The sequence below is a fragment of the Streptomyces gilvosporeus genome, assembly GCF_002082195.1.
Classification (GTDB): Bacteria; Actinomycetota; Actinomycetes; order Streptomycetales; family Streptomycetaceae; genus Streptomyces; species Streptomyces gilvosporeus.
The window spans coordinates 1,123,560-1,140,239 of record NZ_CP020569.1; the positions used below are offsets into that span (position 1 = coordinate 1,123,560).

At 71.1% G+C, this 16,680-nt stretch carries 10 protein-coding genes; 8 read left to right on the top strand and 2 right to left on the bottom strand.

Features of this window, described 5'->3' with window-relative positions; genetic code table 11:
* Positions 1-93 precede the first annotated feature (93 nt).
* On the bottom strand, positions 94-861 hold the full coding sequence (locus B1H19_RS05035; protein ID WP_083103414.1) for a thioesterase II family protein: 768 nt from the start codon (positions 859-861) through the stop codon (positions 94-96).
* A 237-nt stretch (positions 862-1,098) separates the two neighbouring features.
* Positions 1,099-2,130 (bottom strand): GDP-mannose 4,6-dehydratase, encoded by a 1,032-nt coding sequence (locus tag B1H19_RS05040; protein ID WP_083103415.1) that lies wholly within the window; start codon positions 2,128-2,130, stop codon positions 1,099-1,101.
* Between the two features lie 422 nt (positions 2,131-2,552).
* On the opposite strand from B1H19_RS05040, the gene B1H19_RS05045 reads away from it, so the two are divergent.
* The 8 genes from B1H19_RS05045 to B1H19_RS05080 all read left to right on the top strand — a co-directional run bounded on the left by B1H19_RS05045 (position 2,553) and on the right by B1H19_RS05080 (position 16,629).
* On the top strand, positions 2,553-4,361 hold the full coding sequence (locus B1H19_RS05045) for an ABC transporter ATP-binding protein (RefSeq protein WP_107425883.1): 1,809 nt from the start codon (positions 2,553-2,555) through the stop codon (positions 4,359-4,361).
* Positions 4,339-6,165 (top strand): ABC transporter ATP-binding protein, encoded by a 1,827-nt coding sequence (locus B1H19_RS05050; protein WP_107425885.1) that lies wholly within the window; start codon positions 4,339-4,341, stop codon positions 6,163-6,165. Before B1H19_RS05045 ends, B1H19_RS05050 begins: the two co-directional genes overlap by 23 nt.
* Before the next feature lie 121 nt (positions 6,166-6,286).
* Positions 6,287-7,945, top strand: a complete 1,659-nt coding sequence (locus tag B1H19_RS05055) for a GMC oxidoreductase (RefSeq protein WP_083103417.1) — start codon at positions 6,287-6,289, stop codon at positions 7,943-7,945.
* 49 nt (positions 7,946-7,994) lie between these two features.
* Positions 7,995-9,053 carry a DegT/DnrJ/EryC1/StrS family aminotransferase gene (locus B1H19_RS05060; protein WP_083103418.1) on the top strand — a complete coding sequence of 353 codons (1,059 nt, stop codon included), beginning with the start codon at positions 7,995-7,997 and terminating at the stop codon, positions 9,051-9,053.
* A 36-nt stretch (positions 9,054-9,089) separates the two neighbouring features.
* A complete protein-coding gene (locus tag B1H19_RS05065; protein ID WP_083103419.1) occupies positions 9,090-10,286 on the top strand; it encodes a cytochrome P450 in 1,197 nt (398 codons plus the stop codon).
* A gap of 51 nt (positions 10,287-10,337) precedes the next feature.
* On the top strand, positions 10,338-10,529 hold the full coding sequence (locus B1H19_RS05070) for a ferredoxin (protein WP_083103420.1): 192 nt from the start codon (positions 10,338-10,340) through the stop codon (positions 10,527-10,529).
* Positions 10,530-10,540: 11 nt separating this feature from the next.
* Positions 10,541-15,802: a type I polyketide synthase gene (locus tag B1H19_RS05075; RefSeq protein ID WP_083103421.1), complete on the top strand. Its 5,262-nt coding sequence runs from the start codon at positions 10,541-10,543 to the stop codon at positions 15,800-15,802.
* Positions 15,803-15,912: 110 nt separating this feature from the next.
* Entirely contained in the window at positions 15,913-16,629 is a 717-nt protein-coding gene (locus tag B1H19_RS05080) for a tyrosine-protein phosphatase (RefSeq protein ID WP_083103422.1), read from the top strand.
* The last annotated feature ends 51 nt before the right edge of the window (positions 16,630-16,680 follow it).

Below are 16,680 nucleotides of genomic sequence, written 5' to 3' on the forward strand. Positions count from 1 at the left end.
CCCAGTTTCGACGGTGTTTGTCTCGGAATTCCCTAGAGTCGGCCGGACCCTAGAGTCGGCCGGACCCTGGGGCCGGCCGCACGGAAACGCACCTCACGCCGCGGGCTTTCCCGCGGCGGTGAGGTGTTCACGCAGAAGTGCCAGGACGGCCGGAGCCTGCGAGCTGAGGAAGAAGTGACCGCCGGGATAGACCCGGAGGTCGAACGCGCCCGTGGTGTGGGCGCGCCAGCCCTCGGCCTCCTCCAGTGTCGTCTTGGGGTCGTCGTCACCGGTCAACGCGGTGATCGGCGCCTTGATCGCCGCCCCGGGGTCGCAGCGGTAGGTCTCCACCGCGGTGTAGTCGCTGCGGATCGCCGGGAGGATCATGCGCAGGATTTCCTCGTCGCCCAGGATCGCGGCGTCCGTGCCGGAGAGCAGCTTCAGTTCGGCGACGATCCCGTCGTCGTCACGCCGGTGGACGCTCTCCGCGCGGTAGCGCGAGGGCGCGCGGCGTCCCGATGCGAAGAACTGCGTCAGCTCGCCTCCGTCGGCCTCCAGGCGCCGGGCCACCTCGAAGGCGACCATCGCGCCCATGCTGTGCCCGAAGAACGCCGTCGGCCGCGACCGGAGCCGGTTCCGCAGGGCCGCGTACACCTGATCGGCCATGGCTCCGATGTCGCCGGGGCTGGTCTCGGTGCGCCGGTCCTGGCGGCCGGGGTACTGCACCGACAGCACCTCCGCCACGGATGACAGCTGTGCCGATACGGGGAAGAAGAAGGAGGCCGAACCGCCCGCGTGCGGAAAGCAGACGAGCTGGCGCCGGTGCTGCGGCGCCGGGTGGTAGCACCGGGCCCAGAGCCCTTCCGCCGTGGTCGTCGTCATACTGCTGGCTCCTCCTCGCGATGGCGCCGGACCGGTCCGGCGGGATGCGGGCACCGATCGCCGGCCCCGGCTGTCTGTGGAATGCAGCTGCCACACGTCCATTCGACAAGGGGGAATGCCGGAAATCACCTAGTGTCCGCACCCCGCACGACAGCGGGCCCGCACGACGCACCGACGCCGCACCGGATACGCCCGGGGCACCCATGGCGCGCCGGGCTATCCGTGCGTCCGGCCCGACTACCAGCTGGCGGCCAGCAGCAGGTCGCCGTACTCCCGCTCGCGGGACGCCTGGCGCAGGTCGGAGTCGACCATCATGCGCATCAGTTCGGGGAAGTCGACGGAGGGCTTCCAGCCCAGCTGGGCGTGGGCGCGCTCGGGGTCCGCGCACAGGATCTCCACCTCGGCCGGGCGTACCAGCGAGGGGTCGATGCTGACGTAGTCCTCCCAGTCCAGGCCCACATGCTCGAAGGCGATGCGGACGGCATCGCGGACCGAGTGCATCTGGCCGGTGCCGATCACGTAGTCGCCCGGCTCGTCCTGTTGCAGCATCAGGTGCATGGCACGGACGTAGTCGCCGGCGAAGCCCCAGTCGCGTACGGCGTCGAGGTTGCCCAGGGACAGCTTGTCCTGGTAGCCGAGCTTGATGCGGGCCACCGCGAGGGAGATCTTGCGGGTCACGAACTCCGCACCGCGGCGCGGGGATTCATGGTTGAAGAGCATGCCGGAGACCGCGTACATCCCGAAGGACTCACGGTAGTTACGGGTGATGAAGTGCCCGTAGGTCTTCGCCACGCCGTAGGGGCTGCGCGGGCGGAAGATGGTGGTCTCGCGCTGCGGGGTCTCGGCGACCTTGCCGAACATCTCCGACGAGGACGCCTGGTAGAAGCGTATCTGCCCGCCGCTGTCGCTCTGGGAGCCGTTCCGCCCGCTGACCATGCGGATCGCCTCCAGCATGCGCAGGACGCCCATGCCGTTGATCTCGGTGACGAGTTCGGGCTGCTGCCAGGACATCGGGACGAAGGAGATCGCACCGAGGTTGTAGATCTCGTCGGGCTGCACCGTGTCGACGGCGGAGCACAGGCTGGACTGGTCCATCAAGTCGCCCTCGACGAAGGACAGTTCGGACACCAGTCGACTGACCCGCGACTTCCTGGGGTTCGCCTGGCCCCGTATCAGGCCCCATACCTGGTAGCCCTGCGAGAGCAGGTGCTCGGCCAGATAGGAGCCGTCCTGCCCGGTGATTCCTGTGATCAGCGCACGCTTGGACATCTCATTCCTCTTCTCCGGATAGAACAGACCGCCCAAACGCAGGCCGAGTCGGCTGCTCGGCCTCTTGGCCTTTTGGCTGCTTGGTCTCTTGGCGTCGAATGGCATCGGCCGGCATCGGCCGGCCCAATCGAAAAACTGCCGCGGTCCGGACGCTGGGTCATTGCACGCTTCCAAGCGGCCGGTCACGATGTCAAGAAATTCCGGGCACACTAGGGAATTCCCCCGAGTCCCCACCACCGGGTGATTGTTGGCCAATGCGCGCAGCCGGATCCGGTGCGGCACGCGGCGCCCCGCTGCCGGGACACTAGGGATTTTCCGGTGTGCGGTGCGCTGCACTGTCCGGGTGTTGCCCCGTCCAGGCCCGGCCGGCGCCCTTCCTGCGGACCGCCGGCCGGGTCTGCCGTCTCCTGGAGCGTCGCCCGGTGCTGCTCAGCCTTCTGCGAATCCATCTGCGGCCCCAGGGGCGCTCCGTCGCCCGGCTGGGGCTTTTGCAACTGGTGCAGATCCTGGCCACTTTGGCCCTGCCGACACTGGGCGCCGCGGTCATCGACAACGGCGTGGTCAGGGCCGACAGCGGCTATATCACCCGGACCGGCCTGGCCATGCTGGCCGTGGCGCTGGTGCAGATCGCGGCGTCCGTGGCCGCGGTGGCGCTGGGTGCCCGTACGGCCATGGCGCTGGGCCGCGACCTGCGCTCGGCCGTCTTCCGCCGGGTGCTGGACTTCTCGGCCCGCGAGGTCGGGCAGTTCGGCACGCCGTCGCTGATGACGCGGACCGTCAACGATGTGCAGCAGGTGCAGTTGCTCGCCGTGTCCGCGTTCGGCGTCGTGGTGTCGGCGCCCCTGATGTGTCTGGGCAGCATTGCGCTCGCACTTCAGCAGGACATCCCGCTGTCCCTGCTTCTGGTGGCGCTGATGGTGGCCGTCGGAATGTCCTTCGGCCTCATTCTCGGCCGCACCGATCCGTTCTACGCTCGTATGCAGAAACACCTGGACCGCATCAACGGGCTGCTGCGCGAACGCATTACCGGCGTCCGCGTCGTACGGGCTTTTGTGCGCGACGCCCATGAAGGCGCGAGATTCGGCCGCACCAATTCCGAATTGCGTGACATCTCGCTGCGCGTCGGCCGGCTGCTGGCCACCGTCATCCCCCTCGTGCTGCTGGTCCTCAATGCCTTCATGGCGGCCGTGGTGTGGTTCGGCGCCCACCGCATCGACGCCGGGGCGATGCGGTTCGGTGCGCTCAGCGCGTTTCTGAGCTATCTGACGCTGATCACGATGTCGGTGGTGATGGTGACCTTCGTATGCCTGGCGATGCCGCGGGCGAGGGTCTCGGCCGAGCGCATCCAGCAGGTGCTGGCGGCCGAGCCGAGCGTGGCGGCGCCGAGCGAACCGGTCCGCGCGGTGCCCGCGGCCGGCCAACTGGCGTTGTACGGAGCGGGGTTCCGCTATCCGGGAGCGATGGATCCGGTGCTGCGCGATATCGATCTGAGCGTCGGGCCCGGCGAGACGGTGGCGGTCCTCGGCAGCACCGGCAGCGGCAAGACCACCCTGCTCAACCTCGTGCTGCGGCACTTCGACGCCACCGACGGCTCCGTCCATGTAGGCGGCGTCGACGTCCGCACGCTGGACACGGAGGTGCTGCGCCGCACCGTCGGCTTCGTACCGCAGCGGCCGTACCTCTTCTCCGGCACCGTCGCCAGCAATCTGCGCTTCGGCGACCCGGACGCCACCGACGACGAACTCTGGCGCGTACTGGAGATCGCCCAGGCGCGCGATTTCGTACGGCACCTGCCCGGGGGGCTCGACGCGCCGATCACCCAGGGCGGCACCAATGTGTCCGGCGGGCAGCGGCAACGCCTGGCGATCGCCCGCACCCTGCTGCGCAGGCCGGACATCTATCTCTTCGACGACTGCTTCTCCGCGCTGGACTACGCCACGGACGCCGCGCTGCGGACCGCCCTGGAGCCGGAGATCTCCCGGGCGACGGTGGTCACCGTCGCCCAGCGCGTCAGCACCGTCCGCCACGCGGGGCGCATCGTGGTCCTGGACGCGGGGCGGGTGGCCGCCACCGGCACGCATGAGGAGCTGCTGCGCACCAGTACGACGTACCGGGAAATCGCCCGGTCCCAACTCACCGCGCTCACCGGCGACCACGGCGGATCCGGCGCGGACGCCGCGGCCGCCACGACCCTTCAGGAGGCTGTCCATGGTCTCGACGGACAGCGCTAGGCATGCGCGGCGCGGCCCCGCCCGCCGCACGCTGGGACTGCTGCGCCCGCACCGCGCCCGGGTGACCGCGGCGGTCGCCCTCGGCATCGGCGGCGTCGCGCTCAACGCGGCGGGCCCGATGCTCCTGGGCAGGGCCACCGACCTCCTCTTCGACGGCATCCGGCACACCCACGGATCCAGGGGAGTCGACTTCGACGGCATCGCCCGTGTGCTGCTGACGGCGCTCGCGCTCTTCGCCGCCGCCGCCTTCCTCACCCTCGTCCAGGGGCGGCTGGTCACGGCCGTCGTCCAGCGTGTGGTCTTCGCACTGCGCCAATCCGTGGAGACGAAACTCGCCCGCCTGCCGCTGCGGTACTTCGACCGCCACCCGGCCGGCGAGGTGCTCAGCCGGGTGACCAACGACGTCGACAACCTCCAGCTGACCCTCCAGCAGACCCTCAGCCAGCTGATCACGGCGGCGTTCTCCGTGCTGACCATGGTGGTGCTGATGTTCGCCATCTCGCCGCCGCTGGCACTGATCATGCTGGCCTGCGTACCGGTGTCGGCCGTGGTGGCGGCCCGGATCAGCAAGCGCGCACAGCCTCGGTTCACCCAGCAGTGGTCCGCCACCGGAGCGCTCAACGCCCATGTCGAGGAGGTCTACACCGGGCACGCGCTGGTCAAGGGCTTCGGGCGGCGCGAGCAGGCCGAGCGGGTCTTCGACGAGCACAACGACGCCCTGTACCGCGCCGGCGCACGGGCCCAGTTCGTCTCCGGCGCCATCGAGCCGTCGATGATGTTCGTCTCCAACCTCGGCTATGTCGTCGTGGCGGTCGTCGGCGCGCTGCGCGTGGTCTCCGGGGCCCTGTCCATCGGCGACGTCCAGGCGTTCATCCTCTACTCCCGGCAGTTCAGCCAGCCGATCGTGGAGGTCGCCGGCATCGCCGCGCGCCTCCAGTCCGCCCTCGCCTCCGCACAGCGGGTCCACGACCTCCTGGACGCCGACGAACAAGGCCCCGACCCCGAGCGGCCCGCGCGCCTCCCCCGGGCCCGTGGACACGTCCGGTTCGACAACGTCGGTTTCCGCTACTCCCCCGACATCCCCCTCATCGAGGACCTCTGCCTCACCGTCGAACCCGGCCGGACCGTGGCGGTCGTCGGTCCGACCGGCGCGGGGAAGACCACCCTGGGCAACCTCCTCATGCGGTTCTACGAGACCGACGCGGGGCGCATTTTCCTCGACGGCACCGACATCACCGCCCTGACCCGCGAGGACCTGCGCTCCCACATCGGCCTGGTGCTCCAGGACGCCTGGCTGTTCTCCGGCACCATCGCCGAGAACATCGCCTACGGGCGCCCCGACGCGACGCGCGAGGAGATCGTGGCCGCCGCCCGCGCCACCTGCGCCGACCGCTTCATCCGCACCCTGCCGGACGGCTACGACACCGTCCTGGACGAGGAGTCGGGCAACGTCAGCGCGGGCGAGAAGCAGCTCATCACCATTGCCCGGGCCTTCCTGGCCCGGCCCTCGATCCTGCTCCTGGACGAGGCGACCAGCTCCGTCGACACCCGCACGGAAGTCCTCATCCAGCGCGCGATGCACTCGCTGCGTGCGGGCCGTACCAGCTTCGTCATCGCCCACCGGCTCTCCACCATCCGCGATGCGGACCTCATCCTCGTCATGGAGGACGGCCGCATCGTCGAACGCGGCACCCACGACCAGCTGCTGGCCGCCGAGGGGGCCTACGCCCGGCTGCATGCGACCGCGGGGACCGGAGCGACGGCGGCGCCGCACACGTCTGGCATTTCCCCCAGTCTTTCCTGACCAGGATGGTGGCGCGCGGCGGCTCGGGCCGAAGGACACGGTCCGCGATCCCCACCGGGGCGGCCCCGCGGAACAGCCCTGCGGGGACGAATCCTGTCGGCGAAGGTCGGGTACCACCAGCATGTTCGAGAACCAGCAGAACCAGCATCTGTCACGGCGCCGTCTGCTCGGACTGGCCGCCCTCGGCGGCGCCGCCGTCGCCGGAATGACCACGATCTCCGCGGCCCCGCGTGCCGCGGCCGCCGACGAGAAGAGCCCGCGGGCCCGCAGCGGCTCGTTCGTACCGGCCGTGGTGATCGGTACGGGATACGGCGCCGCGGTCTCCGCGCTGCGGCTCGGTGAGGCCGGAGTTCCCACGCTCATGCTCGAAATGGGCCAGCTGTGGAACAAGCCCGCCGACGACGGCAACGTCTTCTGCGGAATGCTCTCGCCCGACCGCCGCTCCAGCTGGTTCAAGTCCCGCACCGAGGCCCCGCTCGGCTCGTTCCTGTGGCTCGATGTGATCAACCGCGACATCGATCCGTACGCAGGAGTGCTGGACAAGGTGCACTTCGACCAGATGTCGGTGTACGTGGGGCGGGGTGTCGGCGGCGGCTCACTGGTCAACGGCGGAATGGCCGTCGTACCGAAGCGCTCGTACTTCGAGGAGGTCCTCCCGCGGGTGGACGCCGCCGAGATGTACGACCGGTACTTCCCGCGCGCCAACTCCATGCTCAAGGTGAACCACATCGACAAGGGGTGGTTCGAGGCGACGGAGTGGTACAAGTTCGCGCGGGTCTCGCGCGAACAGGCGGGCAAGGCGGACCTGAGCACCACCTTCGTCCCCAACGTCTACGACTTCGGCCAGATGCAACGCGAGGCGGCCGGTGAGGCGCCCAAGTCCGCGCTGGCGGGCGAGGTCATCTACGGCAACAACCACGGCAAACAGAGCCTGGACAAGACCTACCTGGCCGCCGCGCTGGGCACCGGCAAGGTCACCATCGAGACCCTGCACCAGGTCAGGGCGATCCGTCAGCAGCCGGACGGCAGTTATGTGCTGTCCGTGGACCAGAACGACGCCGACGGCAAGACCGTCGCCCACAAGGAGATCGCCTGCCGCCACCTGTTCCTCGGCGCCGGCAGCCTCGGCTCCACCGAGCTGCTGGTACGCGCCCGGGACACCGGCGCACTGCCCGACCTCAACGCCGAGGTCGGCGCGGGCTGGGGCCCCAACGGCAACATCATGACCGGCCGCGCCAACCACGTCTGGAACCCCACCGGGGCCCACCAGTCCTCGATCCCCGCCCTGGGCATCGACGACTGGAACAACCCCACCGCCCCGGTCTTCGCCGAAATCGCGCCGATGCCCGCCGGTTTGGAGACCTGGGTCAGCCTCTATCTGGCGATCACCAAGAACCCCGAGCGCGGCACCTTCGTCTACGACAAGGCCACCGACCGGGCCGCGCTGCGCTGGACGCGGGACCAGAACACGCCCGCGGTCGACGCCGCGAAGTCGCTCTTCGACCGGATCAACAGGGCCAACGGCACGATGTACCGCTACGACCTGTTCGGTCCGCAGCTGAAGAACTTCTCCGACGACTTCTGCTACCACCCGCTCGGCGGCTGCGTTCTGGGCAAGGCCACCGACGGATACGGCCGCGTCGCGGGCTACCACAACCTCTACGTCACGGACGGCGCGCTCATCCCGGGCTCCATCGGGGTCAACCCCTTCGTGACCATCACGGCGCTGGCCGAGCGGAACATCGAGCGGATCATCGCGGAGGACGTCAAGGCCGCGTAGCAGTGCCGACCGTACGAGGACCACGAGAAAGACAAGGAAGAGGCAGCGGATGTCGTTCAAGTACCCCGTGTCCAGGCCCGCTCTGGACGGCCGGGAGCTGGAGTATGTGACCGGTGCCGTCGGCGACGGCTGGATATCGTCTCAGGGCCCGATGGTCGCGCGGTTCGAGCGGGCCTTCGCGGATTACAACGGCGTCGCGCACGGCGTGTCCTGTTCGTCGGGGACGGCGGCGCTCACGCTGGCGCTGCGGGCGCTGGGGATCGGCCCGGGGGACGAGGTGATCGTCCCGGAGTTCACGATGATCGCCTCGGCATGGGCGGTCACCTACACCGGCGCCACGCCCGTGTTCGTCGACTGCGGTGACGACCTCAATATCGACGTCACACGGATCGAGGAGAAGATCACGCCCCGCACGAAGGCCGTGATGCCCGTCCATATCTACGGCCGGCGGTGCGACATGGACGCGGTGATGGACCTCGCGTACCAGTACAACCTGCGGGTCGTGGAGGACAGCGCCGAGGCCCACGGCGTCCGCCCGGTCGGGGACATCGCGTGCTATTCGCTGTTCGCCAACAAGATCATCACGGCGGGCGAGGGCGGCATCTGCCTCACCGACGACCCCCGACTGGCCGGGCAGCTGGCGCATCTGCGCGCCATGGCCTTCACCAGGGACCACAGCTTCCTGCACAAGAAGGTCGCCTACAACTTCCGGATGACGGCGATGCAGGCCGCCGTCGCACTCGCCCAGGTCGAGCGGCTGGACGAGATCCTCGCCACGCGGCGGGAGATCGAGCGGCGCTATGACGAGGGGCTCGCCGGAGTTCCCGGTCTCACGCTGATGCCGCCGCGGGACGTGCTGTGGATGTACGACCTGCGGGCCGAACGCCGCGCGGAGCTGCGGGAGTTCCTGGCCGGTGAGTCGATCGAGACCCGGCTGTTCTTCAAGCCGATGAGCCAGCAGCCCATGTACTTCCACCCCGACTGGCCCTCGCTCAAGGCGCATACGTTCGCCGAGGACGGGCTGTACCTGCCCACCCACACCGGACTGACCGCCACCGACCAGGACTTCGTGATCGACCGGGTCCGCGCGTTCTACGGCGCCAACTGACGGCCCGTCAGTCCGTCAGAAAGGGAATACCCACCCATGACGTACACAGACCCGGCCTCGCCCGAGACGGATGCGCCGGCCATCGACTTTCCGGTGCGCAAGCCCGGCGTGCCGTTCCCACCGCCCGACTACGCCGACTACCGGGGCCGGCAGGGACTGGTCCGCTCCCAGCTGTCCGACGGCAAACGGGTGTGGCTGGTCACCCGGCACGAGGACGTACGCGCCGTACTGACCCACCCGGGCATCAGCTCAAACCCCCAGCACAAGGGATTCCCCAACGTCGGAAACCTGGGCGTACCCAAGCAGGACCAGATCCCGGGCTGGTTCGTGGGCATGGACTCCCCCGAGCACGACCGGTTCCGCAAGGCCCTCATCCCGGAGTTCACCGTCCGGCGGGTACGGGCGATGAAGCCCGCGATCGAGCGCACGGTGGACGCCCAACTGGACCTCATGCTGGCCGCCGGCAACACCGCCGACCTCGTCGCCGACTTCGCCCTGCCCATCCCGTCCCTGGTGATCTCCGCGCTGCTCGGCGTGCCGCCCGCCGACCGCGAGTTCTTCGAGTCCCGGACCCGCGTCCTGGTCTCCCTCCGCTCCTCCAGCGACGACGACCGGATGACCGCCGCCAAGGACCTCCTGCGGTACATCAACCGCCTGGTGGAGATCAAGCAGAAGTGGGGCGGCGACGACCTCATCACCCGGCTGCTGGCGACCGGCGCCATCGCCCCCCACGAAATGTCCGGCGTGCTGATGCTGCTGCTCATCGCCGGGCACGAGACCACGGCCAACAACATCGCCCTGGGCGTGGTCACCCTGCTGGCGAACCCGCAATGGATCGGCGACGACCGGGCCGTGGAGGAGACGCTGCGCTTCCACTCCGTCGCCGACCTGGTATCCCTGCGCGTCGCGGTCCAGGACGTGGAGATCGCCGGGCAGCTCATCAAGGCGGGCGAGGGCATCGTGCCGCTGGTCGCGGCCGCCAACCACGACGAGAACGCCTTCGAATGCCCGCACGCCTTCGACCCCTCCCGGTCCGCCCGCCACCATGTGGCCTTCGGCTACGGCGTCCACCAATGCCTGGGACAGAACCTGGTGCGCATCGAGATGGAAGTCGCCTACCGGAAACTCTTCGAGCGCATCCCGAACCTCCAACTCGCCGTGCCCGCGGAGGGGTTGGACATCAAGTACGACGGCGTGCTCTACGGCCTGAACGAGCTGCCCGTCCGCTGGTAGCCGCGCCCGGCCCGCCGGGCGGCCCCCATCCACCGCAGGAGACATATCGACATGCGTATCACCGTTGACCCCGACCGCTGCGTAGGAGCGGGCCAGTGCGCGCTCAACGCGCCCGCGCTCTTCGACCAGGACGACGACGGACTCGTCACCCTCCTCACCGAGCCCGGCCCCGACCAGCACACCAAAGCCCGACTGGCCGGCGCCCTGTGCCCGTCCGGGGCGATCACCGTGCACGAGAGCTGAGACCGGGAGTAATGGTGCCCGTCCACACAGATGACTACGCGATCCGGCCGTCCGCCGACACCACACGGGAACTGGGCGGCTACACCCTGCCCGAGGTGTTCGAGGCCGCCGTGGAATCCGCCCCCGACGCGGTGGCCCTCGTCGACGGGCACCGCTCCTGGACCTGGGCGCAGTGGCGGGCGGACGTCGACGCACTGGCCCGCGGGTTGCAGGAGTCGGGTATCGCACCCGGCGACGTGGTGGCGGTGCGGCTGCCGAACTGCGGGGAGTTTCCGACCCTGCACCTGGCCGTCGCCGCCGTCGGAGCGGTCCTGCTGCCCATCCACCACGGCACCCCGGCCCCGGAGGTCCAGGCGCTGCTGAGCCGGGCGGAACCCGTCCTGCTCGTCCTGTCGGGCTCCGGGAACGAGAGCCCGGCGACGGCCCGTTCGCTACTGGAGGGCGTGCCGTCGCTGCGCGGCGTGCTGCTGGCCGGGGTGTCGGAGGCGGGGGGCCAGGATCCGGAGGTCGGGTCGCTGGACGGCCTGCTGGCGGCCTGGGCGGGCAGCGGGCCCCGGCCGGTGGACGTCACCCCCGACATGCCGCTCGTGCTCGTCCCCTCGTCCGGCACGGCCTCGGCACGGCCCAAGCTGTGTGTGCACAGCCACGACGGTCTGCTGTCGAACACCGCGGCCGTCACCGCCGAGGCCGCCGACGCCTTCGACGGTCCGGTCCTGACGGCCTGCCCGATGACCCATCTGTTCGGCCTCCAGTCCCTGCACGCGGCGCTGTTCGCCGCCTGCGCGCAGGTCCTGCTCACCGGCTGGGACGTGGACCGCTTCCTGGAACTTGCGCGGGAGCACGACCCCCACGTCGTGTTCGCCGTGCCCGCCCAACTGCGGGACGTCATGGCGCGACTGGCCAGGACGGACGAGCCGGCGGGCTTCGCTCCGTACCAGGTGCGTACGGCGGGGGCCGCCCTCGCGCCCGCGCTCGCCGTACAGATACGCACCGTCCTCGACTGCGAACTGGTCGTGGTGTGGGGGATGTCCGAGATCGGCACCGGCACCCGCACCCGGGCCCACCACCCCGACGGCTGTGTGGGCGAGCCGGTCGGCGGGGTGGAGGTGCGGGTCGTCGACGAGCACGGCGGAGTGTGCGCGGCGGGCCGACGGGGTGAACTCCAGTACCGCGGGCCGGGGTTGTTCCGCGGCTACTACCGCGAGCCGGAGCTGACGCGCTCGGCGCTCACCGAGGACGGCTGGCTGCGGACCGGCGATCTCGCGAGCCTCGGCGCGGACGGCGTGGTGGTGCTGCACGGCCGGGCGGCCGAACTGATCAATACGGGGGGCCGGAAGTTCAGCGCCACCGAGGTCGAAGAGCTGCTCTCCGGCCTTGCGGGCCTGGGCCCGCTGGCCGTGGCCGGTGCACCGGACGACCGGCTCGGGGAGTACCCGTGCCTGGTCGTGACCGACCACGCGGACGGCACGATCGGCCTGAGCGAAGTGACCGCGTTCCTGCGCCGGCTGGGGCTCGCCGACCACAAGATCCCCCTCGAACTGGTCACCGTGCGCGAGCTGCCCCTCTCCCCTGCCGGGAAGCTCGACCGCGGGGCGCTGCGGCGGCTGCTCGCCGACCTTGAGGAGGTGTCCGTTCCGGCCCGTCTCGGCGCGGTCCCGCCCTACACCGTCGAGGAGGCGCTGGAACTCGTACGGGACTGCGTCGACCGGGTATTGCGTGACGGCGGCGCGGCCGTCCCCCTCCCCCAGGACAAGGACGCTTTCTCCCCGGGCAAGGACTTCCGCCAGCTCGGCCTGGACTCCCTCCACGCGGTGCGGCTGCGGAACCTGCTGCGGGAGGAGACCGGGCTGCCGCTCCCGGCCACCCTGGCCTTCGACTCCCCCACTCCGCGGGCCGTCGCCCGCGTACTGGCCGAGCAGGAGGAGCCGCCCCAGGAGCAGCCGCGGGAGATCCCGGCGGACGACGCCGACCCGGTGGCGATCGTCGGCATGGCCTGCCGGCTGCCGGGCGGTGCCGACTCCCCCGACGCCCTGTGGAAGCTGCTCGCCGACGGCACCGACGCGATGTCCGCCTTCCCCGCGGACCGCGGCTGGGACCTGGACCGGCTCTTCGACGAGGACCCCGATCGCCCGGGTACCTCGTACGCGCGCGAAGGCGGTTTCCTGCACGACGCGGGCGACTTCGACGCGGGCTTCTTCGGCCTGTCGGACCAGGAGGCGACGGCGACCGATCCGCAGCAGCGACTGCTTCTGGAGGCCGCCTGGGAGACCTTCGAGCGGGCGGGCATCGACCCGCGGTCCCTGAAGGGAACCCGTACGGGCGTGTTCACGGGCGCCATGGACCGCGGCTACGGAACCCACGCGTCCGCCGTGCCCAGCGCATGGGAGAGCATGCTCATCACCGGGGCCGCCAACAGCGCGATCTCGGGGCGCATCGCCTACACCTACGGCCTCGAAGGCCCCGCGCTGACGGTCGACACCGCCTCCTCGTCCTCCCTCGTCGCCCTGCATCTGGCCTGCCGGTCCCTGCGGTCGGGCGAGAGCGACCTGGCGCTGGCCGGCGGCGTCACCGTCATGGCGACCCCGGCGCCCTTCGCACACTTCTCCCGGCTGCGCGCGCTGTCCCCCGACTCCCGCTCCATGGCGTACGCGGACGCCGCGAACGGCTCCGCGTGGTCGGAGGGCGCGGGGTTGCTGCTGCTGGAGCGGCTGAGCGACGCCCGGCGCAACGGACACCGTGTCCTGGCGCTCGTACGGGGCTCCGCCGTGAATCAGGACGGCGCCTCCAACGGACTCACCGCGCCGAGCGGACCCGCACAGCAGCGCGTCATCCGCCAGGCCCTGGCCGACGCCGGGCTGACGCCGCAGGACGTGGACGCCGTGGAGGGGCACGGCACCGGCACCCCGCTCGGCGACCCCATCGAGGCCCGGGCCCTGCTGGCCACCTACGGCCAACAGCGGCCCGACGGACGGCCGTTGTGGCTGGGGTCGGTGAAGTCGAACTTCGGGCACACCCAGGCCGCCGCCGGGGTCGTCGGGGTCATCAAGACGGTGCTCGCGCTGCGCCACGGCGTCCTGCCGCAGACGCTGCACGTGGACGCTCCCTCGGCCGAGGTGGACTGGACCGCCGGTTCGGTACGGCTGCTGACCGAGGCCCGGCCCTGGCCACCGGAGAGCGGACGTACGCGCCGGGCGGGGGTCTCCTCGTTCGGGCTCACCGGCACCAACGCGCACGTGATCCTGGAAGAGGCGCCGGGAGCGGAGGCGCGGGGCCCGGTGCCCGGGGAGGCGCCGTACGCCTCCCCACCGGCTCGACTCACGGAGCCGTCGTCCGGTGACGCGGCCGCGCCCTGGGTGCTGTCCGCCCGGAGCCGGCCGGCGCTGCGCGCGCAGGCGCGCCGCCTGGCCGAGCGCGTGGCCGCCGACCCCGGTCTACGGGCCCGGGACGTCGCCCATGCCCTGGCCACCTCCCGTACCGTGCACCGGCACCGGGCCGTCGTCAGCGGCTCGGACCGGGCTCAACTGCTGGCCGCGGCAGAGCGGTTCGGGCGCGGTGAGCGGGCCCCGGGCGTCACCCTGGACGATTCCGCGCCGGGCCTGCTGGCCTTCGTCTTCTCCGGGCAGGGCAGCCAGCGCAACGGCATGGGGCGCGCGGCGGCCGAGGCGTTCCCCGTCTTCGGCCAGGCCCTGGCCGAGGTGTGCGCCGCACTGGATCCGCTGCTGGCGCGGCCGCTGACCTCGGTGATGTGGGCGGCTCCCGGCTCCGAGGACGCGGCCCGTCTCGACGACACCACCTTCACACAGCCCGCCCTGTTCGCCGTCCAGGTCGCCCTGTACCGGCTGTTCGAGTCCTGGGGCGTGGTCCCGGACCACCTGGTGGGGCATTCGGTCGGCGAGATCTCCGCCGCCCATGTGTCGGGCGTGCTCGGCCTCCAGGACGCGTGCACCCTGGTGGCGGCCCGCAGCAGGCTGATGGGCGCGCTGCCGCCGGGCGGTGCGATGGTGGCGGTACGCATCACGGAAGCCGACGTGACGCCATGGCTCGGTGAGTCGGCGGACGAGGTGTCGATCGCGGCCGTCAACGGTCCGCACTCCCTCGTCCTCTCGGGCGCCGAGGCCCCGCTCGTCTCCCTCACGGACCGGCTCGCCGCCGCCGGCCACAAGACCCGGCGGCTCATGGTGAGCACCGCGCCGCACTCTCCGCTGATGGACCCCATGCTGGAGGAGTTCCGCGGGGTCGTCCGTACGCTCTCCTACGCCGCGCCCGCCGTTCCCCTCGTCTCCACCGTCACCGGCCGCCCGCTGACCGGCGAAGAGGCGCGCGACCCGGACCACTGGGTGCGGCATGTGCGACAGTCCGTACGCTTCAAGGACGCGATCGACCGGCTCCGGGACGAGCGCGTCACCGGGTTCCTGGAGCTGGGTGCCGAGCCGGCGCTCACGCCGATGATCGACGAATGCCTGGAGTCCGCCGACCCGCAGCCCGGGACCGCCGTGGTGCCGAGCCTGCGCTCCGGGGTGCCGGAGCGGGATGCCCTGCTCACCGCGGTCGCCCGGGTGCACACCCAGGGCGTTCCCGTCGACTGGGACGCGGTGCTCCCCGGGGCCCGGCCCGTCGCCCTGCCGACGTACGCGTTCCAGCGGCGGCGGTTCTGGCTGGCGTCGGCTCCGGTGAGCCCGGCGGGTCCGACGGCCGACGGGGGCTTCGCGGGCGCCGCGGATACCGCGGGCGGGACGCCGGCCGCTGACGAGCCTCCGGGGCTGGAGGCCCGGCTGTCCGGTCTCGACGAGGCGGAACAGGATGCGCTCGTACTGGCCCTGGTGCTCGCCGAGACCTCGGCCGTGCTCGGCGGCCAGGAGACACCTGGCGAGCAGCCCCACGGCGAGGAGGGCAACCGCACGTTCAAGGAGATGGGCGTCAACTCGTTGAACGCCGTCGAACTGCGCAACCGCCTCATCGAGGCCACGGACCTGCGGCTGCCCGCCACCCTCGTATACGACCACCCCACGCCGAAGGCCGTCGTCCGACTCGTCCGCGAACGACTCGCACGGCCGGCCTCCCCCGCCCGCGATGTGGCCTCCGTCGTCGCCGAGTTGGAGTCCCTGCTGACGGCCGGTGCGGAGGTCTCGCAGGAGACGGTGGCGCGCCTGAAAGCGGTCACCGCGGCGACGACGGGGTCGGACAGCGGTACGGGCGCCGGCCCCGGTGGGCCTCTGGACCTGGTGTCGGCCAGTGACGAAGAGCTCTTCCGGCTGATGGACGCCGAGAGGTGACCGGTGCGGGTGCTCTCTGCCGAGCGCCCGCACCCCCCACCCGTGTCCGGCTCGCCCCTCTCCACCGACTCTAGGTAATTCCACACCATTTCGGGCCGTATGGTCCCGATATGAATTGCCATTCCGCGGCGGCGGTGCTGGCCGCTCGCCACATCGCCGTATCGTTCGTGGCCGCCGTATCGGCAGTGGGGGCCACCGTGCCCCTCGCCGCTGCCGAACCCGTCGGCGCGCCCACCACAGCGGGTCGGCACGTGCCTCCCGCAGCAGATGCCGTGCAGGGGATTCCCTTCACCGATGCCACGGTGACCCAACGCAAGAACGGCTCCTTCACCGTGTCCTGGAAGGCGCCCGGCGTCGGTTCGGTGACCGTCTACGCCGGTGACCGGGCCGTGGCGCGCGGTGGGGCCGAGGCCACCGTCACCGTACGCGGGCTGCCCGCCGCCGACCGCCAATGGTTCCGTCTCGTCCCCGACCGGGGCGAGCCGCTCACCCTCGCCGACCGCTCGCTGCACCTCGAGGGCGCCGCCAACCTCCGCGACGTGGGTGGCTGTCGCACCGCCGACGGCCGGTGGGTGAAGATGGGCGTCCTCTACCGCAGCAACGACCTGCACGCGCTCACCGACGCCGACCTGGCCAAACTCCAGCGCCTCGGCATCCGTACGGACTTCGACCTGCGCATGCCGAGTCAGCGCACCAAGGCCCCGGCCCGCGTCCCCGCGGGCGCGCGCTATATCGTCGCCGATGCCTTCGACGCCCGTCTGCGGGACGGGCTGAGCCTGAGCGAGCGGGACCTGGAGCGGCTGCGCGAGGCGCTGCTCATCGGCTGACCCGCCTTTCGGCAGGCCGACCGCACGGCACTGACCGTCGGCACGAACGGC

Excerpts from the sequence above, each read along its gene's own strand:
- B1H19_RS05080 (WP_083103422.1), top strand. The coding sequence starts at position 15,913 with ATGAATTGCCATTCCGCGGCGGCGGTGCTGGCCGCTCGCCACATCGCC.
- B1H19_RS05060 (WP_083103418.1), top strand. The coding sequence starts at position 7,995 with ATGTCGTTCAAGTACCCCGTGTCCAGGCCCGCTCTGGACGGCCGGGAG.
- B1H19_RS05075 (WP_083103421.1), top strand. The coding sequence starts at position 10,541 with ATGGTGCCCGTCCACACAGATGACTACGCGATCCGGCCGTCCGCCGAC.
- B1H19_RS05050 (WP_107425885.1), top strand. The coding sequence starts at position 4,339 with ATGGTCTCGACGGACAGCGCTAGGCATGCGCGGCGCGGCCCCGCCCGC.
- B1H19_RS05040 (WP_083103415.1), bottom strand. The coding sequence starts at position 2,130 with ATGTCCAAGCGTGCGCTGATCACAGGAATCACCGGGCAGGACGGCTCC.
- B1H19_RS05070 (WP_083103420.1), top strand. The coding sequence starts at position 10,338 with ATGCGTATCACCGTTGACCCCGACCGCTGCGTAGGAGCGGGCCAGTGC.
- B1H19_RS05035 (WP_083103414.1), bottom strand. The coding sequence starts at position 861 with ATGACGACGACCACGGCGGAAGGGCTCTGGGCCCGGTGCTACCACCCG.
- B1H19_RS05065 (WP_083103419.1), top strand. The coding sequence starts at position 9,090 with ATGACGTACACAGACCCGGCCTCGCCCGAGACGGATGCGCCGGCCATC.
- B1H19_RS05055 (WP_083103417.1), top strand. The coding sequence starts at position 6,287 with ATGTTCGAGAACCAGCAGAACCAGCATCTGTCACGGCGCCGTCTGCTC.